Annotated in this window: 17 protein-coding genes; 7 read left to right on the top strand and 10 right to left on the bottom strand. The window is 60.4% G+C overall.

Going from position 1 to position 20,026, the window contains the following annotated elements; translation table 11 throughout:
- Positions 1 to 173: 173 nt before the first annotated feature.
- A complete protein-coding gene (gene pmbA / locus AB4N44_RS21695; RefSeq protein WP_127925832.1) occupies positions 174 to 1,520 on the bottom strand; it encodes a metalloprotease PmbA in 1,347 nt (448 codons plus the stop codon).
- 108 nt (positions 1,521 to 1,628) lie between these two features.
- On the opposite strand from pmbA, the gene yjgA reads away from it, so the two are divergent.
- Positions 1,629 to 2,153 carry a ribosome biogenesis factor YjgA gene (gene yjgA, locus AB4N44_RS21690; RefSeq protein ID WP_007915377.1) on the top strand — a complete coding sequence of 175 codons (525 nt, stop codon included), beginning with the start codon at positions 1,629 to 1,631 and terminating at the stop codon, positions 2,151 to 2,153.
- A 91-nt stretch (positions 2,154 to 2,244) separates the two neighbouring features.
- Here yjgA and tldD read toward each other — a convergent pair whose 3' ends face one another.
- The 8 genes from tldD to mreB form a co-directional block, all read right to left on the bottom strand.
- On the bottom strand, positions 2,245 to 3,687 hold the full coding sequence (gene tldD / locus AB4N44_RS21685; RefSeq protein ID WP_034154473.1) for a metalloprotease TldD: 1,443 nt from the start codon (positions 3,685 to 3,687) through the stop codon (positions 2,245 to 2,247).
- 4 nt (positions 3,688 to 3,691) lie between these two features.
- Positions 3,692 to 4,552 carry a carbon-nitrogen hydrolase family protein gene (locus AB4N44_RS21680; RefSeq protein ID WP_460107559.1) on the bottom strand — a complete coding sequence of 287 codons (861 nt, stop codon included), beginning with the start codon at positions 4,550 to 4,552 and terminating at the stop codon, positions 3,692 to 3,694.
- A gap of 135 nt (positions 4,553 to 4,687) precedes the next feature.
- Positions 4,688 to 8,494: a YhdP family protein gene (locus AB4N44_RS21675; RefSeq protein ID WP_460107561.1), complete on the bottom strand. Its 3,807-nt coding sequence runs from the start codon at positions 8,492 to 8,494 to the stop codon at positions 4,688 to 4,690.
- 75 nt (positions 8,495 to 8,569) lie between these two features.
- Positions 8,570 to 10,027, bottom strand: coding sequence for a ribonuclease G (gene rng / locus AB4N44_RS21670; protein WP_034154470.1), 1,458 nt, complete (start codon positions 10,025 to 10,027; stop codon positions 8,570 to 8,572).
- A 58-nt stretch (positions 10,028 to 10,085) separates the two neighbouring features.
- Positions 10,086 to 10,682 carry a Maf family protein gene (locus AB4N44_RS21665; RefSeq protein WP_455807402.1) on the bottom strand — a complete coding sequence of 199 codons (597 nt, stop codon included), beginning with the start codon at positions 10,680 to 10,682 and terminating at the stop codon, positions 10,086 to 10,088.
- Positions 10,683 to 10,719: 37 nt separating this feature from the next.
- Positions 10,720 to 11,211: a rod shape-determining protein MreD gene (mreD, locus tag AB4N44_RS21660; RefSeq protein WP_064387931.1), complete on the bottom strand. Its 492-nt coding sequence runs from the start codon at positions 11,209 to 11,211 to the stop codon at positions 10,720 to 10,722.
- Positions 11,211 to 12,344: a rod shape-determining protein MreC gene (gene mreC / locus AB4N44_RS21655; protein ID WP_150749567.1), complete on the bottom strand. Its 1,134-nt coding sequence runs from the start codon at positions 12,342 to 12,344 to the stop codon at positions 11,211 to 11,213. Before mreC ends, mreD begins: the two co-directional genes overlap by 1 nt.
- A 141-nt stretch (positions 12,345 to 12,485) precedes the next feature.
- Complete coding sequence (gene mreB, locus AB4N44_RS21650; RefSeq protein ID WP_002555108.1) at positions 12,486 to 13,523, bottom strand: rod shape-determining protein MreB; 1,038 nt, start codon at positions 13,521 to 13,523, stop codon at positions 12,486 to 12,488.
- Positions 13,524 to 13,734: 211 nt separating this feature from the next.
- Here mreB and gatC point away from each other — a divergent pair, with 211 nt between their 5' ends.
- The 6 genes from gatC (at position 13,735) to AB4N44_RS21620 (ending at position 18,951) form a co-directional block, all read left to right on the top strand.
- Complete coding sequence (gatC, locus tag AB4N44_RS21645) at positions 13,735 to 14,022, top strand: Asp-tRNA(Asn)/Glu-tRNA(Gln) amidotransferase subunit GatC (RefSeq protein ID WP_007901429.1); 288 nt, start codon at positions 13,735 to 13,737, stop codon at positions 14,020 to 14,022.
- A gap of 16 nt (positions 14,023 to 14,038) precedes the next feature.
- Positions 14,039 to 15,490: an Asp-tRNA(Asn)/Glu-tRNA(Gln) amidotransferase subunit GatA gene (gene gatA, locus AB4N44_RS21640; protein WP_025109475.1), complete on the top strand. Its 1,452-nt coding sequence runs from the start codon at positions 14,039 to 14,041 to the stop codon at positions 15,488 to 15,490.
- 10 nt (positions 15,491 to 15,500) lie between these two features.
- Positions 15,501 to 16,946 (top strand): Asp-tRNA(Asn)/Glu-tRNA(Gln) amidotransferase subunit GatB, encoded by a 1,446-nt coding sequence (gene gatB / locus AB4N44_RS21635; RefSeq protein ID WP_008085412.1) that lies wholly within the window; start codon positions 15,501 to 15,503, stop codon positions 16,944 to 16,946.
- A 145-nt stretch (positions 16,947 to 17,091) separates the two neighbouring features.
- Positions 17,092 to 17,466: a septal ring lytic transglycosylase RlpA family protein gene (locus AB4N44_RS21630; RefSeq protein ID WP_007915349.1), complete on the top strand. Its 375-nt coding sequence runs from the start codon at positions 17,092 to 17,094 to the stop codon at positions 17,464 to 17,466.
- Between the two features lie 46 nt (positions 17,467 to 17,512).
- A complete protein-coding gene (locus AB4N44_RS21625; protein WP_127925825.1) occupies positions 17,513 to 18,574 on the top strand; it encodes a calcium/sodium antiporter in 1,062 nt (353 codons plus the stop codon).
- The gene (locus tag AB4N44_RS21620) at positions 18,571 to 18,951 is read left to right on the top strand and encodes a carboxymuconolactone decarboxylase family protein (RefSeq protein ID WP_016984177.1); all 381 of its coding nucleotides are present in this window, start codon (positions 18,571 to 18,573) and stop codon (positions 18,949 to 18,951) included. Before AB4N44_RS21625 ends, AB4N44_RS21620 begins: the two co-directional genes overlap by 4 nt.
- A gap of 119 nt (positions 18,952 to 19,070) precedes the next feature.
- On the opposite strand, the gene AB4N44_RS21615 is transcribed toward AB4N44_RS21620, so the two are convergent.
- Positions 19,071 to 20,012: an AEC family transporter gene (locus tag AB4N44_RS21615; protein ID WP_127925823.1), complete on the bottom strand. Its 942-nt coding sequence runs from the start codon at positions 20,010 to 20,012 to the stop codon at positions 19,071 to 19,073.
- Positions 20,013 to 20,026 lie beyond the last annotated feature (14 nt).

Genomic DNA, 20,026 nt, shown 5'->3' with positions numbered 1-20,026 from the left:
TTTCAGGGTGGGAGCGAGCCTGCTCGCGAAGGCGTCCAGTCAGTCACCCTGGCGGTCGACAGTAAAATCGCTTTCGCGAGCAGGCTCGCCCCCACATTGGTTTTGTGTGGCGCCAATAAAAAAGGCGCGCCACCCAATGAGGTGGCGCGCCTTTTTGGTGTGACGACTGGGGGTTAGCTGCCCGCCACCGTCATCCGCTCGATCAATACCGAACCGGTGCGAATATTGCTGCGCAACTCCAGATCATTACCCACCGCAACGATCTGCTTGAACATGTCACGCATGTTGCCGGCGATGGTGACTTCCTGCACCGCAAACTGGATTTCGCCGTTTTCGACCCAGAAGCCTGCCGCCCCGCGCGAATAATCGCCGGTGACCATGTTCAAGCCATGGCCCATCAACTCAGTGACCAGCAAGCCACGCCCCATACGCTTCAACAGCGCAGCCTGGTCTTCATCGCCGTGGGTCACGAACAGGTTATGCACGCCGCCAGCGTTGGCGGTGCTCGGCATACCCAGTTTGCGCCCGGAGTAAGTACCGAGGATGTACGACACCAACTCGCCTTTTTCGACGAACGGTTTGGCATACGTTGCCAGACCATCACCGTCATACGAAGCACTGCCCATTGCCCGCATCAAGTGCGGACGCTCATCAATGGTCAGCCATTCCGGGAACAGCTTCTGCCCCAAAGTGCCTTCAAGGAACGACGATTTGCGATACAGGCTGCCGCCGGACACCGCTGAGAGGAAGCTGCCGAACAAACCGCCCGCCAGCTCTGCGGAAAACAGCACCGGCACCTCGCAAGTCGGCACCGGACGCGCGCCCAGACGGCTCGCTGCGCGTTGCGCCGCACGCTGACCAATGCTCACCGGATCCGCCAGCAGATTGCCCTGGCGGCTCACGTCGTACCAGTAATCGCGCTGCATCTGGCCGTCGGCCTCGGCAATCATCACGCAACTCAGGCTGTGTCGGGTCGATGCGTAGCCGCCAATGAAACCGTGGCTGTTGCCGTAAACCCGGCAGCCCTGATGGGTGCTCAGGGTAGTGCCGTCTGCGTTCTTGATCCGCGCATCGGCGTCGAACGCCGCGGCTTCACAGAGCAAAGCCTTCTCGATAGCCTGCTCCGGGGTGATGTCCCACTCGTGGAAAAGGTCAAAATCGTGCTGTTCCTTGGCCATCAACGCTGCATCAGCCAGACCAGAAGCCTCGTCTTCCGACGTATGCTTGGCGATGGCCAGCGCCGCAGCGACGGTTTCGCGAATCGCATCCGGACCGGTCGCCGAGGTACTGGCCGAGCCTTTGCGCTGACCTACATACAGCGTGATGCCAAAGCCCTGATCACGATTGAACTCGACCGTTTCGACCTCGCGCTGGCGCACCGAAGTCGACAGCCCCTGCTCGAGCGACACCGCGACTTCGCAGGCGCTGGCGCCCTGACGCTTGGCTTCGGCGATGATCTGCTCGACCTGTTCCTGCAGTGCCGGCAATGCCTGCGGGCCGACGCTTTGAACTGCACTCATGCTCATCTCCACTCAAATTCTGCTTTCGGCTGGGGTCATCGAGCGACCGGGCCGGACAAGCGGCCCCCGACTGGTTATCATGGCGGCGTTTCTTTGCGGACTGCCACCATGGTTGATTCTTACGACGACTCCCTCGATACGGGAGAAAAAAGCAAATCTCAGGTCAAACGCGAGCTGCATGCTCTGGTTGACCTCGGCGAGCGCCTGACAACACTCAAGCCAGACTTGATCGCAAAACTGCCGCTGACCGACGCCATGCGCCGGGCTCTGGCCGATGCGCCCAAGCACACCGCGAACATCGCGCGTAAACGGCACTTGCAGTTCATCGGCAAACTGATGCGCGATCAGGACACTGACGCGATTCTCACGCTGCTCGATCAACTCGATGCCTCGACTCGTCAGTACAACGAGCGTTTCCACAATCTCGAACGCTGGCGTGATCGCCTGATCGCGGGCGACGATGCCGTGCTGGAGAAATTCGTCGTCGAGTACCCGGACGCCGATCGCCAGCAACTGCGTTCCCTGATCCGTCAGGCTCAGCACGAGGTTGCGCAAAACAAACCTCCTGCTTCCAGCCGCAAGATCTTCAAGTACATCCGTGAGCTGGACGAGACTCAACGCGGCCTGCGTTGATATCTCGCCCCTGTAGGAGCTGCCGAAGGCTGCGATCTTTTGATCTTAAGAGCAAAGATCGCAGCCTGCGGCAGCTCCTACACACGTTTATTTATGCGCCCGTGCCACCCACGGTGATCGCATCGATTTTCAACGTCGGCTGACCGACGCCTACCGGCACCGATTGCCCATCCTTGCCGCACGTGCCCACACCGCTGTCCAGCGCCAGATCATTACCGACCATCGACACCCGGCTCATCGCCTCGGGGCCGTTGCCGATCAACGTCGCGCCTTTGACCGGCGCAGTGATCTTGCCGTCTTCGATCAGGTACGCCTCGCTGGTGGAGAACACGAACTTGCCGCTGGTGATATCGACCTGACCGCCGCCGAGGTTGGCGCAGTAGATGCCTTTCTTCACCGAAGCAATGATTTCCGCCGGATCGCTTTCGCCACCCAGCATGTAGGTGTTGGTCATCCGTGGCATCGGCAGGTGCGCATAGGACTCACGACGACCGTTACCGGTACGAGCCACACCCATCAGGCGCGCGTTGAGCTTGTCCTGCATATAGCCCTTGAGTACGCCGTTTTCGATCAGCGTGGTGCACTCGGTCGGCGTGCCTTCGTCATCGACACTCAACGAACCGCGACGGCCGCTCAAGGTGCCGTCATCGACGATGGTGCACAGCTTGGAAGCAACCATTTCGCCCATGCGCCCGCTGTACGCCGAGCTGCCCTTGCGGTTGAAGTCGCCTTCCAGACCGTGGCCGACGGCTTCGTGCAACAGCACGCCAGACCAGCCCGAACCCAACACCACCGGCAACGTACCGGCCGGCGCCGGAATCGCTTCCAGATTTACCAACGCCTGACGTAGTGCTTCGCGGGCATAACCCATGGCGCGGTCTTCGGCGAGGAAATAACGGTAGTCGGTACGCCCGCCGCCGCCGTGCCCGCCGCGCTCGCGACGACCATTCTGCTCAACGATGACGCTGACGTTGAAACGCACCAGCGGGCGCACATCCGCCGCCAGCCCGCCGTCGGTGGACGCCACCAGAATCCGCTCCCAGACGCCAGCCATGCTCACGCTGACCTGCTGGATACGCGGGTCGAGCGCGCGGGTAGCCACATCGATACGCTTGAGCAGTTCAACCTTCTCGGCGCGGCTCAGCACTTCCAGCGGGTTGTCCGGCGCGTACAGTTGCGCGACATCCTGCGTGGTGAACGCCTGCACCGTACCGTTCTGCCCGGCGCGGGAGATCGAGCGCGCGGCACGGGCCGCTGCGCCAAGGGCTTCGAGGGTGATCGCGTTGCTGTAGGCAAAACCGGTTTTTTCACCGGACTGCGCGCGCACGCCGACACCTTGATCGAGGTTGAAGCTGCCTTCCTTGACGATGCCGTCTTCCAGCGCCCAGGACTCTGAGATCTGGCCCTGGAAATACAGGTCGGCAGCATCGATGCCGGGGCCGGCCAGATCGCCGAGCACGCCTTGCAGGCTCTCGATCGTCACGCCGCCGGGCGCCAACAGGTGATCACTGACTGAGGACAACAACTCGCTCATAGGTTTACGCCTTAAATTCGTGTTCTGAAGCAGGCCGCTGGGCGCCCTGCGAGAAAAACCGTCGATGACTCGTCACCGGCATTCGCGCCCTGATGGACGCTTGTTCATCGCTATCGCGTTCGGCCAACAACACCGCTTCGCCTTGATCCTGACTCGCCAGCACGCGGCCCCACGGGTCGATGATCGCTGCATGGCCGAAGGTTTCTCGCGGTCCCGGGTGGGTTCCGCCCTGCGCTGCGGCCAGCACATAACACTGGGTCTCGATGGCCCGCGCGCGAATCAGCACATCCCAATGCGCTGCGCCGGTCACCGCAGTAAAGGCCGACGGAGCGGTAATCAGCTCGGCACCGGCGGCTCGCAATTCGCTGTACAACTCGGGAAAGCGCAAGTCATAACACACAGTCAGACCGAGCTTGCCCACCGGCGTGTCGGCAACCACGACGCCACTGCCATAAGCATAGTCATCGGATTCGCGGTAACGGCCGCGATTGTCCGCCACATCGACATCGAACAGATGCAACTTGTCATAGCGGGCAACGATTTCGCCATACTCATTGACCAGCAGCGAGCAGGCATTAGCCTTGCCCGTCGGCTGATCCACCGGCGGCAACGGCAAGGTGCCAGCCACTATCCATAACTTGAGGTCGCGGGCGGTCTGTTTCAACCACGGCAGGATCGGTCCTTCGCCGAGCGCCTCGGCGCGGCCGATGTCAGCAACGTCACGACGGCCCATGGCAGCGAAGTTTTCCGGCAGCACCGCCAGCTTCGCGCCACCGGCCGCAGCCTGTTCGAGCAGGCGCCGGGCCTGAGCCAGATTGGCCAGCACGTCGCTCTGGCTGACCATTTGAATCACCGCTAAAGACATGGCCGCTCCTCGGAATCTGCACATAACCGTGTAGGAGCTGCCGCAGGCTGCGATCTTTTGATCTGGCTCGTCAAAAACAAAATCAAAAGATCGCAGCCTGCGGCAGCTCCTACATCGGGAATAGGGTCATGCTACTCAAAAAGGCTTGTCGAAGGTGATTTTCGGCTCTTTCCATGGGCCTTTGACGGTGTACTTCACACTGGCAAAGCGCGCCACACGGTCACCGATGAGCTTGTCGATCAGGAACAGTGCGCCGCCAACTGCCGGTGCGCCAACGATCAGCGCAGCGATCGGCAGGTTGTTGGTCACCGGCAAGGTCACTAACAATTTGGCGTCGACCTTGTCGCCGACCAGATCCAGAGTGCCGTCCAGTTCCAGATTGCTTGAAGGACCGGTCAGGCGAATCGGCTCACGGGTGACGTACACGCCATTGTTTGCCACCAGCAGGCCTTTGACCCGGTCGTAGCTCAAGCCTTTGCCGAACAGATCAGAGAAATCCAGACGCAAACGGCGGCCGATGGAGTTGAAGTTAAGCAGACCGAACACCCGCAATGCCTGCGCGCCGCCTTCCACTTCAACAAATTGGCCTTTGTTCAACGATGCATCGAGGGTGCCAGAGAAGCGCTTGGTCGCCAGCCATGCCGGCGAGCCCGGCCAGCGGCCATCGACGTCCATGTGGAATTCTTCACTGGTCACGCTTGGAGCAAAGCCCCAGCCCTTGAGGACATCAGCAAGGTTCTTGCCGCCAATCCGGCCTTTGAACCAACTGTTGGTTGCACCCGGCGTGCCTTCCCAGCCGCCATTACCCTGCAACAGGATGCCTTTTAGGCCCATGTCGAGGTTGTTCAGAGCGATGCCTTTGGCGGTCGGGCGCACCTTCAGCGACCAGCCGCCGACCAGATCCGGGCCGAGGAACAGTTGATTGATGGTGATATCCAGCGCCGGAATTTTCGTCGGATCGACCGATACCAATGGATCCGGCGAGTTCTCGTCAGCTTGAACCGTCGGGTCCGGTGCTGGCAGTTTCACGTACTGCAAATTGACCGCAATCGGCACGCCCTTGGCGTCCGGCAGGCTCGCCGAGCCTTTGGCCTGCTGGCTGTCGAGGGACAGATTCCAGGTGCCCGGCTTGCGATTGACCTGCACCGACGCCTGATCCAGCGTGGTCCCGAATGCCGTGAGCTTACCGATCTTGAAATCAGCGCTGTTGAGCAATTGCTTGGCGCTACCGCCCGGATCCTGCCCGGCGTATTTGTTGACCAGGTCCTGCCACGGCGCGACATCCAGCTCCGAAAGCACCCCGCGAATCCGCAAGCCTTTGGCGCCCGGCAGCACCGCTTCGCCGGCCCCGAGGAACAACTCGCCACGGCCCTCGGCAAAATTGCTCGGCGGTGCCGCAAAGGTGAAATTGGCCAGTTGGTCGTAATTGACCCAGTAACGCCGCTCCTGCCCCTGCAAGGTCATGCGGAACACCGTGTCGCGACCGACATCCGCCGCCATACCGAACGGCGCGGGCAAGTCCACCGCCACACCTCTCATGCTGGAACTGACCATCAACTGGCTGTCGGCACCGTCGAGATTGAGCTGCAACTGATAGGGAATGGTCCCGGATACCGGCAACGGTTGGCTCACACCCAGCCAGTCGGTGAGTTTCTTCACTTCGACCTGCCCGGATGCCGCCACCCGAGTCCTGAGTTTGCCAGGGCTGCCATCGGCGAAGATCTGCGCAGTCACCGGTTTGTCGAATGCGCGCGCGGCGATGTTCTGCCCGCTGAGGCCTTTGCCGCTGTCAAAGCGGAAATCGCCTTTGAGCTGAGTCAGCTCCAGTTTCGGCTCAGCCAGTTTCAGCCGCGCATTGGCGGTTTTGAAGTCGACGAGGATTTTCGGCTGGTCACCGCCCTTGTCCAACGGGATATCGAGCTTGAGCTTGCCTTGCAGATCGCCCGCGCCTTCCCAACCGGCAAAGGTCTCACCGGTACCGATCGGTGCGTCCTGAAGGATTTTCAGGCCATCACCGAGGCCACCGGCAAACGCGCCATCGAGATACATGTGCGTGTGTTGCCCGGCCGGTACGTGGGGAATGTTGACGAATACATCGCTGACCTGGGTGTCGAGCAACTGCCCCTTATTGGCCCAGATCCGTACGCCACTGTCTTCGATGAACACGTCACCACTGACCTTGCTCACGTGCGGCCAGCCCGGCTGGAACGCCAGTTCGGCATCGTGCACCTTGAAGAACAGGCTGATGCTGCGGTCGGCCTCCCCGGCGTTCTTGTTAAGCGAGCCCTGATACTGGAAGAAGCCCTGATCGACAGCACCTTTGAGGATGGCCGTGCGCAGCCACTCGTCAAGCGCCGGGCTCAGGACTTCGGGCAGGTATTTGGCGGTGTAGCGACCGTCGCCCTCGACCAGACCGACCCGCAGGTCCATGTAGTCTTCCTGGCTATGGTCGAAATGCAGACGAATCAGGAAATCACCGGCAATCTTGCCCTCCTCGCCGAGCACCTTCAGGTACGGCGCGATCAGGGTGAAGCCGTCTTTATCGAGCTTCCAGGTCAGCCGGGCGTTAGCCTGAATGTACTGCCATGGCTTGGCGAAAATCGGATCGAGGTGCAGGACAAAATCCTTGCTGTCCAGGCGCAACTCGCCACCGTCAAGGTTGCCACTGAGGCTGCCACTGACGTTTCGTGCTGCCGGAGCGCCGTGATAGGCGTCGAAACCAACATTGTCCAGATTGGTGGCGAAACTGAATTTGTTGCCATCGGTGGCATTGGGGCGAAAATCCAGCAGCACGTTACGCAGGCCACCGGTGACATTCAAATGATCAACGGCCGTGGCGAAACCTTGCGGCAACGGCCCCAACGCATTCAGCAGTGGAGTGATCGGGGTCAGATCGAGACGATCCGCCTGCAAGTGCCAGAGCTCGTCCACTTTGTCGGTCGCGCGCGTTTGCTTCAGCTGTACATGCGACTCCCAACGGTTTTCACCGAAACTCATCGCCAGTGAATCGAGGGTAACGGTCGCACCCTCATCACTGTTTTCGTAGTAGGCGTTAAGCGCCAGATTATTGATCTGGATCGGCTTGCGATCGGCATAGGCGCCGGTCAGTTGCGGAGCATTCAAGCGTAACGCGGCACTCTGCAGCGTGCCCTTGGCCCAGTTGACCCAGAGTTCACCACCGGCCTTGATCTCGGAAAAATTCCATTGTTGGGTAAGGCGTTCTGGCAGCCACTTCGACCAGTCGCTTTGCGGCAGGCTGGCATAACCTTCCACCACACTGTTCTGCCATTGGTCGGGGCGAATTCGCGTGCGCAGGCTCAGCGCGACGGGCTGACCATCCGGCAAGGTCAAACGCGCATCGAGCCGTTGACGGCTGGCGCCGGTTTTCAGATTGAGACCGACATAGGTGAGCGTCAGCGGCGCGTGATCCTGCGGCTGCAAGGTCACCTGACTGTCGAGCACCGACAGTTGCTGAATCATCTGCGAGCGATTGAACAACTGTTGCGGATCGAGCGGCTGATCGTTCTGTATCGGCAGACCTTCCAGCGCCCAACTGCCGTCTTCTGCCTCTTTAAGGCTGATTTTCAGACCGTTGAGTTCGAGGTGGGCAATACGCACTTCGCGAGCCAACAGACTGGCCCACAAATCCGGTACGGCGCGCACCCGATCCAGACGCAAGGCATTGGCGCCGTCGCCGACCATCACATCATGGGCCAGCAGGATCGGTGCGAAACCGCTCCAGTTGCCCTCCAGCTCGCCGATCTGCAACGGCATGCCGAGGGCGGCACTGGCCTTGTCTTCGATGTCGGCGCGATATTCGGCCACCAACGGCGTCAGTTCGCGGCCGAGACTGACGTACAACGCCATCAATACCAAAACCAACGCGCACAGGCCCAGCCCCCAGCGGGTGATTGCGGCCAAAATGCGTGTCAGACGCTCCATGTCAGGTGGCTCCCATGGCAAAAATACTGCGAAAAGCTGAGGCCAGCCGCGGTGAAAAAGGTGTGACGCAGGGGTTCAGAGCAGCACCACGTCATATTGTTCCTGGGAATACATGGTTTCCACCTGGAAGCGTATGGTGCGGCCGATGAAGCCTTCAAGTTCGGCAACGTTACCGGATTCTTCGTCGAGCAACCGGTCGACCACTTTCTGGTTCGCCAACACTCGGTAGCCCTCGGCCTGATAGGCGCGGGCTTCACGGAGAATCTCGCGGAAGATCTCGTAACAGATGGTTTCCGCGGTTTTCAGTTTGCCGCGCCCCTGGCAACTGCTGCACGGTTCGCACAGCACTTGTTCGAGACTTTCGCGGGTGCGCTTGCGGGTCATCTGCACCAGGCCCAACTCGGTGATGCCGATGATGTTGGTCTTGGCGTGATCGCGCTCCAGCTGTTTTTCCAGAGTGCGCAGCACCTGGCGCTGGTGCTCTTCATCTTCCATGTCGATGAAGTCGATGATGATGATCCCGCCCAGATTTCGCAGGCGCATCTGCCTGGCAATCGCGGTAGCCGCTTCGAGATTGGTCTTGAAGATGGTTTCTTCGAGGTTGCGATGGCCGACGAAAGCTCCGGTGTTCACATCGATGGTGGTCATGGCTTCCGCCGGATCGACCACCAGATAACCACCGGATTTCAGCGGCACTTTGCGTTCAAGGGCTTTCTGGATTTCGTCTTCGACACCGTACAGGTCGAAAATCGGCCGCTCACCCGGGTAGTGTTCCAGACGATCAGCGATCTCCGGCATCAGTTCGGCGACGAACTGCGTGGTTTTCTGGAACGTTTCCCGGGAATCGATGCGAATCTTCTCGATCTTCGGGTTGACCAGATCACGCAGGGTACGCAGCGCCAGACCAAGGTCTTCGTAGATCACGCTCGGCGCGGAAATGGTCTTGATCTGTTCGTTGATCTGGTCCCACAAGCGACGCAGATAACGGATGTCCATGAGAATTTCATCGGCGCCAGCGCCTTCGGCGGCAGTGCGCAGAATGAAACCGCCCGCCTCCTTGATCCCTTCTTTGGCCACGCAATCGCTGACCACTTGCTTGAGGCGTTCGCGCTCGGCTTCGTCTTCGATTTTCAGGGAAATGCCGACGTGGGCAGTACGCGGCATGTACACCAGATAGCGCGACGGGATCGACAGTTGCGTGGTCAGGCGCGCGCCTTTGGAACCGATCGGATCCTTGGTGACTTGCACGACAAGGCTTTGGCCTTCGTGCACCAGCGCACTGATGCTTTCCACCGCCGGGCCTTCGCGCAGGGAGATTTCGGCGGCGTGAATGAATGCCGCGCGATCCAGGCCGATGTCGACGAAGGCCGCCTGCATACCCGGCAGCACGCGGACGATCTTGCCTTTATAGATGTTGCCGACGATCCCCCGCTTTTGCGTGCGCTCAACATGGACTTCTTGCAGCACACCGTTTTCGACCACCGCCACGCGCGACTCCATCGGCGTGATGTTGATCAGAATCTCTTCACTCATGGCAGGATCTCGTTCAGGCGTGTTCACGATAATGGCCGCATCTGGATTCGTACGACGCTTATTGCGCGTTCAGGTTTTGCCAACAGGGTATGCCGAAATGGCCTAACAGTTCTGCGGTTTCGCAAATCGGCAACCCAACCACTGCCGAGTAACTGCCGTTGAGCCCCGCGACAAACACCGCGCCGAGGCCCTGAATGCCATAACCGCCGGCCTTGTCCTGCGGTTCGCCGCTGGCCCAATAGGCGGCGGCTTCATCCTCGCTGATCGGCCGGAACCGCACCAGACTGCGCACCACCCGCGACTCACAGCGCTCGCCTTCCAGCACAGCGATGGCGGTCAGCACTTCATGCTCCTTGCCGGACAACATCATCAGCATGGCGCATGCATCGGCTTCGTCCACCGGTTTGCCAAGAATTTTGCCGTCCAGCACCACGGCGGTATCGGCACCCAGCACGCAGAATGACTGAGCAGACACGACGGTACGGCGCCCGGCCTCGGCCTTGCCGCGTGCCAGACGCTCGACATAGGCCGACGGCGATTCTTCGGGTATTGGGGTTTCGTCGATATCCGCACTGATGGCGGAAAACGGAACGCCGATCTGCGCGAGCAATTCACGGCGACGCGGCGATCCGGAGGCGAGGTAAAGCGGCTTCATCAAAACATCTCCCTGTTCAGTGCCCTGCTTCACCGGCTCAATTGATTTTGTAGCGTCGGCGTAGTCCGCGAAGGGCAAAGCTGACCCAAGGCCAGAGCAAGGCACTGACCAGCGCCGGTAACACCAGTGCCAGCGTTGGCTGACGGTTGCCGGTCAAGGCGCTGAGCCACAATTGCACCAGTTGCGCGAGACCGAAGATCACCAGGATGACCAGGCATTGCTGCCACATCGGGAACATTCGCAGGCGTTGTTGCAACGACAGCACCAGGAAGGTGATCAAGGTCAGGATCAGCGCGTTCTGCCCGAACAAGTCGCCTTGCAGGACGTCTTCGGCCAGCCCCAGACAGAACGCCGTGACCATGCCGACCGTGTGCGGCATATACAACGCCCAGAATGTCAGGAGCAAGGCCAGCCATAACGGGCGCAGGATCTCCATGAAAATCGGCAACGGTGACACGCTGAGCAGCAGGCCAACGAGAAACGTCAGCCAGACAATCCAGCCGTTTCGCGATGCGGTAGCCCCGACCATTATTCTTGTCTCCCGGTTGTCGCCGGTGCGCTGACAGGCGGTTTGGCCGCAGGTCGTGCAGCGGGCTGGGCAGCTGGAGGTTTGCTTGCCGCCGGAGTCGCTGCCGGTGGTTTGGCAGCCGCTGGCGGTTTGCTTGCAGCGGGTTGGGTGGGAGCCGCATTGGCCGCAGGTGCTGCAGGCGTGGCATTGGCCGGCGCCACAGCAGGTGAGGTCACGGTCTTCGGCACAGTGGCCGGAATAATCGGGCCACCGCCAAAGGCGTCAAGATTCTCCTGGGCTTGCGCGGCATCGTTGGCGCGCTCTTCGGCGGTACGATTGTCGCTGAACACCAGCAGCAGGTAGCGACTGCGATTGAGTGCGGCAGTCGGCACGGCGCGGACGATCGCGAACGGCTGGCCGGAATCGTGGATGACTTCCTTCACCGTGGCGACCGGATAACCGGCCGGGAAGCGCTGGCCGAGACCGGAACTGACCAGCAGATCGCCTTCCTTGATATCGGCCGTGTCGGCGACGTGACGCAATTCCAGGCGCTCGGGGTTGCCGGTGCCGCTGGCAATCGCGCGCAGACCGTTACGGTTAACCTGTACTGGAATGCTGTGGGTGGTATCGGTCAACAGCAATACACGGGAAGTGTAAGGCATCAACTCGACCACCTGGCCCATCAAGCCGCGTGCATCGAGCACCGGCTGACCCAGCACCACGCCATCGCGCTCACCTTTATTGATGATGATGCGATGGGTGAAGGGATTGGGGTCCATGCCGATCAGCTCGGCCACTTCGACCTTTTCGTTGACCAGCGCAGAGGAATTGAGCAACTCGCGCAGCCGAACGTTCTGCTCGGTCAGTGCAGCAAGCTTTTGCATGCGACCCTGATACAGCAGATTTTCGGTCTTGAGTTTTTCGTTTTCGGCGACCAGTTCGGTGCGACTGCCGAACTGGCTGGCAATCCCTTCCCACAGGCGTCCCGGCAGGTCAGTGATCCAGTAGGCGTCCATCAACACCAGCGACGCTTGTTTGCGCGCGGGCTTGAGCAGGTCGAAGCGGGCATCGACCACCATCAGCGCGACCGACAGCACGGCCAGCACCAACAGGCGCACACCCAACGAAGGGCCTTTGGCGAAAAGCGGTTTAATAAGCCGCTCCTCCCAGGCAAATGTTCTGTTTATTCATACGGCATCAAACCGGCCTGGATGAAGACTGACAGAAGATAAACGCCAACAGGCAGCACTGCAAAGTGCTGCCCGCGCGTTCACCCACGTATTGCACTCGGCGACTTATTCGCTCGAAAGCAGGTCCATGGTGTGCTTATCCATCATTTCCAATGCACGGCCACCGCCGCGAGCAACACAGGTCAGCGGATCTTCGGCAACGATCACTGGCAGACCGGTTTCCTGGGCCAGCAACTTGTCGAGGTCACGCAGCAGCGCGCCACCACCGGTCAGCACCAGGCCACGCTCGGCGATGTCGGAAGCCAGTTCCGGCGGCGATTGCTCCAGGGCGCTTTTCACGGCCTGAACGATGGTCGCCAGAGACTCTTGCAGAGCTTCCAGCACTTCGTTGGAGTTCAGGGTGAATGCGCGTGGAACGCCTTCGGCCAGGTTGCGACCGCGAACGTCGACTTCGCGAACTTCGCCGCCCGGGTAGGCCGTGCCGATTTCCTGCTTGATGCGCTCAGCGGTGGATTCACCGATCAGGCTGCCGTAGTTACGGCGCACGTAGGTGATGATCGCTTCGTCGAAGCGGTCGCCGCCAACACGGACGGATTCGGCATAGACCACACCGTTCAGGGAGATCAGCGCGATTTCGGTAGTACCACCACCGATATCCACGACCATCGAACCGCGCGCTTCTTCGACCGGCAGGCCGGCACCGATCGCAGCAGCCATTGGCTCTTCGATCAGGAACACTTCACGAGCACCGGCGCCAAGGGCCGATTCACGGATGGCACGACGCTCAACCTGGGTGGATTTGCATGGAACGCAGATCAGCACACGAGGGCTAGGCTGCAGAAAGCTGTTTTCGTGAACCTTGTTAATAAAGTATTGCAGCATCTTTTCGCAGACGCTGAAGTCGGCGATCACGCCGTCCTTCATCGGACGAATGGCAGCAATGTTGCCCGGCGTACGGCCGAGCATGCGCTTGGCCTCGGTGCCGACAGCAACGACACTTTTCTGGTTACCGTGTGTCCGAATGGCCACAACCGATGGCTCATTCAGGACGATACCGCGCTCGCGCACGTAAATAAGGGTGTTGGCAGTGCCCAGGTCAATGGAAAGATCGCTGGAAAACATGCCACGCAGTTTCTTGAACATGGGAAAGGGACCCTAGGCAACGCGTGGGTAAAAAAGTGCGGCAAACTCTAACAACGACAGGGATTTTGGGCAAGGCGCCAATATGTTAAATTGGCCGCTTTTCTGTGCACCAAGCCCCACAATCGCGGCCTTATGACCGTAGAAGTGCGGTAGTGTTCCGACAATCTAACACACGGACGCCGTCCGTTCTGTTTTCCACTGGAGAATCCCGATGGCGCTAGAACGCTCCGACGTGGAAAAAATCGCTCATCTGGCCTGCCTTGGCCTCAATGATGCCGATCTTCCACACATTACTTCCGCCCTCAACAGCATTCTCGGTCTGGTCGACGAAATGCAGGCTGTTAATACCGACGGAATCGAGCCTCTGGCCCACCCGCTGGAAGCCAGTCAGCGCCTGCGCGCCGACGTTGTGACCGAGACCAATCACCGCGAGGCCTACCAGTCCATCGCACCAGCGGTCGAAAACGGCCTGTATCTGGTTCCGAAAGTCATCGACTAAAGGGAATGAGCCTGCAATGCATCAAATGACTCTGGCCGAGATCGCCCGCGGTCTCGCCGATAAAAAGTTTTCCTCCGAAGAGCTGACCAAAGTCCTGCTGGCGCGCATCACCCAGCTCGATCCGCAGCTCAACAGTTTCATCAGCCTCACCGAAGAGCTGGCCCTCGAGCAGGCGAAAGCCGCCGATGCCCGCCGCGCCAACGGTGAGAGCGGCGCCCTGCTCGGCGCGCCGATCGCCCACAAAGACCTGTTCTGCACCCAGGGCATTCGCACCAGCTGCGGCTCGAAGATGCTCGACAACTTCAAAGCCCCGTACGACGCCACTGTGGTCGCGAAACTGGCCGCTGCCGGTGCCGTAACCCTGGGCAAGACCAACATGGACGAATTCGCCATGGGTTCGGCCAACGAGTCGAGCTGGTACGGCGCGGTGAAAAACCCGTGGAACCTGGAACACGTACCCGGCGGTTCGTCCGGTGGTTCGGCGGCGGCAGTTGCCGCGCGTCTGTTGCCAGCAGCCACGGCCACTGACACCGGCGGTTCGATCCGTCAGCCGGCAGCGTTCACCAACCTCACCGGCCTGAAACCGACCTACGGTCGCGTTTCGCGCTGGGGCATGATCGCTTACGCCTCCAGTCTCGATCAGGGCGGCCCTCTGGCGCGTACTGCCGAAGACTGCGCAATTTTGTTGCAAGGTATGGCTGGCTTCGATCAGAACGACTCGACCAGCATCGATGAGCCGGTTCCGGATTACTCCGCAAGCCTGGGCGATTCGCTGCAAGGCCTGCGCATCGGCGTGCCGAAGGAATACTTCAGCGCCGGTCTCGACCCGCGCATCGCCGAGCTGATCCAGAACAGCATCAAAGAGCTGCAGAAGCTTGGTGCCGTGATCAAGGAAATCAGTCTGCCGAACATGCAGCACGCGATCCCTGCGTACTACGTGATCGCGCCAGCAGAGGCTTCTTCCAACCTGTCGCGTTTCGACGGCGTGCGTTTCGGCCACCGTTGCGAGCAACCGAAAGACCTGATCGACCTGTACAAGCGCTCCCGTGGCGAAGGCTTCGGCCCGGAAGTCCAGCGCCGGATCATGGTCGGCGCCTACGCGCTGTCCGCCGGTTACTACGACGCCTACTACCTGAAAGCGCAGAAGATCCGTCGTCTGGTGAAGAACGACTTCATGGCTGCCTTTAATGAAGTCGACATCATCCTCGGCCCAACCACGCCGAACCCGGCCTGGAAGCTCGGCGCGAAGAACAGCGACCCGGTCGCTGCCTATCTGGAAGACGTCTACACCATCACCGCCAACCTCGCAGGCCTGCCGGGCCTGTCGATGCCGGCCGGTTTTGTCGACGGTCTGCCGGTTGGCGTGCAACTGCTCGCGCCGTATTTCCAGGAAGGCCGTTTGCTCAATGTTGCGCACCAGTATCAGTTGAACACTGACTGGCACACCCGCACCCCAACCGGCTTCTGAGGAGACACACATGCAATGGGAAGTCGTGATCGGGCTGGAGATTCACACTCAGCTCACTACCCGGTCGAAAATCTTTTCCGGTAGTTCCACCACGTTCGGTTCCGAGCCGAACACTCAGGCCAGCCTGATCGACCTGGGCATGCCCGGCGTTCTTCCAGTGCTGAACCAGGAAGCGGTGCGTATGGCGGTGATGTTCGGTCTGGCGATTGACGCCGAGATCGGTCAGCACAACGTGTTCGCCCGTAAAAACTACTTCTACCCGGATCTGCCGAAGGGCTACCAGATCAGCCAGATGGAATTGCCGATCGTTGGCAAGGGCCACCTGGACATCGCCCTGGAAGACGGCACCGTCAAACGTGTCGGCATCACCCGCGCGCACCTGGAAGAAGACGCCGGCAAGAGCCTGCACGAAGAATTCAACGGTGCCACCGGCATCGACCTGAACCGTGCCGGTACGCCGCTGCTGGAAATCGTTTCCGAGCCGGACATGCGCAGCGCCAAGGAAGCCGTGGCTTACGTCAAGGCGATCCACGCGCTGGTGCGTTATCTGGGCATCTGCGACGGCAACATGGCCGAAGGTTCGTTGCGTTGCGACTGCAACGTGTCGATCCGTCCGAAAGGCCAGGTTGAGTTCGGCACGCGTTGCGAGATCAAGAACGTCAACTCGTTCCGCTTTATCGAGAAGGCGATCAACTCCGAAATCCAGCGTCAGATCGAGCTGATCGAAGACGGCGGCAAAGTGATCCAGCAGACCCGTCTGTACGATCCGAACAAGGACGAAACCCGTCCGATGCGTTCGAAAGAGGAAGCCAACGACTACCGTTACTTCCCCGATCCGGACCTGCTGCCGGTGGTCATCGAAGAGTCGTTCCTCGGCGAGGTGCGTGCCACCCTGCCGGAACTGCCACCGCAGAAACGCGAACGTTTCCAGGAGCAATTCGGTCTGTCGGTCTATGACGCTAGCGTGCTGGCCACCAGCCGCGAGCAAGCCGACTACTTCGAGAAAGTCGCGAGCATCGGCGGCGACGCCAAACTGGCGGCGAACTGGGTAATGGTCGAGTTGGGCAGCCTGCTCAACAAGCAAGGCCTGGACATCGACGAGTCGCCGGTTTCCGCTGAACTGCTGGGCGGCATGCTGCTGCGCATCAAGGACAACACCATCTCCGGCAAGATTGCCAAGGTTGTGTTCGAAGCGATGGCCAACGGTGAAGGCAGCGCAGACGAGATCATCGAAAAACGCGGCCTCAAGCAAGTGACCGACAGCGGCGCGATTTCGGCGGTGCTGGACGAAATGCTCGCGGCCAACGCCGAGCAGGTTGAACAGTATCGTGCGGCGGATGAAGCCAAACGCGGCAAGATGTTCGGCTTCTTCGTCGGCCAGGCGATGAAAGCGTCGAAAGGCAAAGCCAACCCGCAGCAAGTGAACGAACTGCTGAAAAGCAAGCTCGAAGGCTGATTCTAGCCCCGCGCCCGGGGATCGTTCCCACGCTCTGCGTGGGAATGCCGCCCCGGACGCTCCGCGTCCATTGCGGTGTGACGCAGAGCGTCACGGGATGCATTCCCACGCTGGAGCGTGGGAACGATCACTTTGGAGTATTCGAATGAAACGTCTGCTCGGCGCCTGCGCCCTGCTCTCCTTGTTGGCCGGTTGCGCCAGCACCGATACCATCGACCCGCACGGTTACGACCAGACCGGCGTCGCCTCTTATTACGGTGCCAAACACCACGGTAAACGCACCGCCAGTGGCGAGCCGTTCAACCAGAATTCCCTGACCGCCGCCCACCGCCAGCTACCCTTCGGCACACGGGTGAAGGTCACCAACCTGAAAAACGATGAATCCGTCGTGGTCCGCATCAACGACCGCGGCCCGCATACCCGTGGACGCCTGATCGACGTGTCCCGCGAGGCCGCCGAACAACTCGGCATGCTGCGCAGCGGCACCGCGCGGGTTCGCGTGCAGGCCCTCGACGACTGATGGAGCGCTGACCATTTTCGGATTAGCCGATTTACCCCTGATCAGCGTGATCGAACTGCTCGCCGGTCTGTGCCTGCTGATCTTCGGCGCCGAATTGATGGTGCGCGCGGCAGTGCGTCTGGCAGCGCGTCTGCATGTACGGCCGCTGATCATCGGCCTGACCATCGTCGCCCTCGGCAGCAGCGCACCGCAAATGGCCGTCAGTCTGCAAGCGGCATTGGCGCACAACCCGGACATCGCCGTTGGCAGCGTGGTCGGCAGCAGCATCTTCAATATCCTCGTCACCCTCGGCCTTTCCGCGCTGATCATTCCTCTGCGCGTTTCGCGACAACTGGTGCGGCTCGATATTCCGCTGATGATCGGCGCCAGCCTGCTGGTGTTCGTCCTGGCATGGAATGAAGAGCTCGGCCGCTTGGACGGCATCTTGCTGCTGGGCGCACTGGCGTTGTACCTCGGTTTACTGTTGCGCCAGTCACGGCACTCGACGCGACCGCATTCTGCACAAGCCGAAGTGGTACAGACCTCATGGGTTGCCAGCGTCTTCATGATCATCGTCGGCCTCGTCCTGCTGGTGTTCGCCGGGCACTTGCTGCTCGGAGCCGCCGTGGTGGTGGCGACGGATCTGGGCTTCTCCGAGCGGGTGATCGGCCTGACCGTGGTCGCCGTCGGCACCTCGCTGCCAGAACTGGCAACCTCGCTGATCGCCGCATTGCGCGGGCAACGCGACATCGCCGTGGGCAACGTGATCGGCGCCAACCTGTTCAATCTGCTCGGGGTGCTCGGCCTCACCGCACTGATTGCACCGACACCGCTGTCGGTATCGCCGAATGCGCTGGATTTCGACTTGCCGGTGATGCTCGGTGTCGCCGCGCTGTGCCTGCCGGTGTTCTATTCCGGCTACCGCGTGACGCGTGCAGAAGGTTTGTTGCTGCTCGGTTTGTATCTGGCCTATGGGCTGCACGTGGTGTCGTTCACCACCGGCATGCCGCTGGCGGGCAAGCTCGAACGGCTGATGCTGTTTTATGTCCTGCCGACGCTGTTGACGTTTCTGCTGTTCACGTCGATCCGCGCCTGGCGCCGCCAACACCACAAGAGTGAAAAACCATGACCGAATCGAAGAAGTCCGGGGTTGAAGTCCGCCGCCAGGTAATGGGCGATGCGTTTGTTGATCGCGCCTTGGGCAACGCCACCGAGTTCACTCAACCCTTGCAGGATTTCGTCAATGAACATGCCTGGGGTGGCGTGTGGAACCGCGAAGGTCTGCCGCTGAAAACCCGCAGCCTGATCACCCTCGCCGCGCTGACGGCACTGAAGTGCCCGCAGGAATTGAAAGGCCACGTGCGCGGTGCGCTGAACAATGGCTGCACCGTGGACGAGATTCGTGAGGCGCTGCTGCATTGCGCGGTGTATGCCGGCGTGCCGGCGGCGATTGATGCGTTTCGCGCGGCGCAGGAAGTGATCGATACCTATCAGAAACCTGAGTGATTCAGTGCTGCTGAAATAGCTTTCGCGAGCAGGCTCGCTCCCACATTTTGGAATGCATTTCACATGTGGGAGCGAGCCTGCTCGCGAAGAGGCCCTGAACAACACCACAACACTCAAAATCAGATCCACCCACCCCACTGCAAAACAAAGATCCCGACATTAGTTGTGATCGCCGCCATCAACGTGGTCATCACAATAATCGCCGCCGCCAGTTCATGATTGCCCTGCGCTGCTCGCGCCATGACAAAACTCGCCGCCGCCGTCGGGCTGCCGAAGTACAGAAACAGTATCCCCAACTCCGCGCCACGAAAGCCCCACAACCAAGCCCCCAACGTCGCCAGCACCGGCAGACCGATCATCTTCACCAGGCTGGAACTCAGCGCCATGCTACCGCTCTTGCGCAACGCCGCCAGCGACAACGTTCCGCCAATGCAGATCAGCGCCAATGGCAAGGTGGTCTGCGCCAGATACTGCCCGGAGGTTTCCAGCCATCCCGGCAAACCGATCTTGAAATAGGCAAACGGCGCCGCCGCAATCACGCTGATGATCAGCGGATTACTGAACACGCTTTTGCAGATGCTCCACGGATCAGACTTGATCACCGGGCTGTACACCGCCAGCACGATGGTCGACAGCGTGTTGTAGAACAGGATCACCAGCGCCGCGAGAATCGCCCCGAGGGAAATCCCGTAATCGCCGTACATGCTCGCTGCCAGCGCCAGACCGATCACACCGTTATTGCCGCGAAACGCGCCCTGGGTATAGATGCCACGATCTTCACGCGGACAACGGAAAATCGCCCAGCCCCAGGCCACGGCAAAACTCACCAGCGTGGCGAGGGAAAAGTAGATCAGCAGGGACGGTTGCAACGCAGCGTGCAAGTCGGCATGCAGAATGCCGAGGAACAGCAGCGCCGGCATGGTGACGTTGAACACCAGCGACGAAGCAGTGTGGATGAAGTTGTCGTTGATCCAGTCGATGCGCTTGAGCAGCACACCGAGAAACAGCATGGCAAACACCGGCGCGGTGATGTTCAGGGTTTCGAGGAAAATTGCCAGCATGCCGGGGAGCCTTG

It is taken from the genome of Pseudomonas sp. S3_C06, from assembly GCF_054667675.1.
The sequence above is the reverse complement of the archived record's forward strand: the minus strand, read 5'-3'. Positions and strand labels throughout refer to the sequence as shown.

Coding starts and splice junctions, on each gene's coding strand:
- mreB (WP_002555108.1), bottom strand. CDS start 13,523: ATGTTCAAGAAACTGCGTGGCATGTTTTCCAGCGATCTTTCCATTGAC.
- AB4N44_RS21680 (WP_460107559.1), bottom strand. CDS start 4,552: ATGTCTTTAGCGGTGATTCAAATGGTCAGCCAGAGCGACGTGCTGGCC.
- AB4N44_RS21630 (WP_007915349.1), top strand. CDS start 17,092: ATGAAACGTCTGCTCGGCGCCTGCGCCCTGCTCTCCTTGTTGGCCGGT.
- gatC (WP_007901429.1), top strand. CDS start 13,735: ATGGCGCTAGAACGCTCCGACGTGGAAAAAATCGCTCATCTGGCCTGC.
- AB4N44_RS21620 (WP_016984177.1), top strand. CDS start 18,571: ATGACCGAATCGAAGAAGTCCGGGGTTGAAGTCCGCCGCCAGGTAATG.
- tldD (WP_034154473.1), bottom strand. CDS start 3,687: ATGAGCGAGTTGTTGTCCTCAGTCAGTGATCACCTGTTGGCGCCCGGC.
- gatA (WP_025109475.1), top strand. CDS start 14,039: ATGCATCAAATGACTCTGGCCGAGATCGCCCGCGGTCTCGCCGATAAA.
- AB4N44_RS21615 (WP_127925823.1), bottom strand. CDS start 20,012: ATGCTGGCAATTTTCCTCGAAACCCTGAACATCACCGCGCCGGTGTTT.
- rng (WP_034154470.1), bottom strand. CDS start 10,027: ATGAGTGAAGAGATTCTGATCAACATCACGCCGATGGAGTCGCGCGTG.
- gatB (WP_008085412.1), top strand. CDS start 15,501: ATGCAATGGGAAGTCGTGATCGGGCTGGAGATTCACACTCAGCTCACT.
- AB4N44_RS21675 (WP_460107561.1), bottom strand. CDS start 8,494: ATGGAGCGTCTGACACGCATTTTGGCCGCAATCACCCGCTGGGGGCTG.
- yjgA (WP_007915377.1), top strand. CDS start 1,629: ATGGTTGATTCTTACGACGACTCCCTCGATACGGGAGAAAAAAGCAAA.
- pmbA (WP_127925832.1), bottom strand. CDS start 1,520: ATGAGTGCAGTTCAAAGCGTCGGCCCGCAGGCATTGCCGGCACTGCAG.
- mreD (WP_064387931.1), bottom strand. CDS start 11,211: ATGGTCGGGGCTACCGCATCGCGAAACGGCTGGATTGTCTGGCTGACG.
- AB4N44_RS21665 (WP_455807402.1), bottom strand. CDS start 10,682: ATGAAGCCGCTTTACCTCGCCTCCGGATCGCCGCGTCGCCGTGAATTG.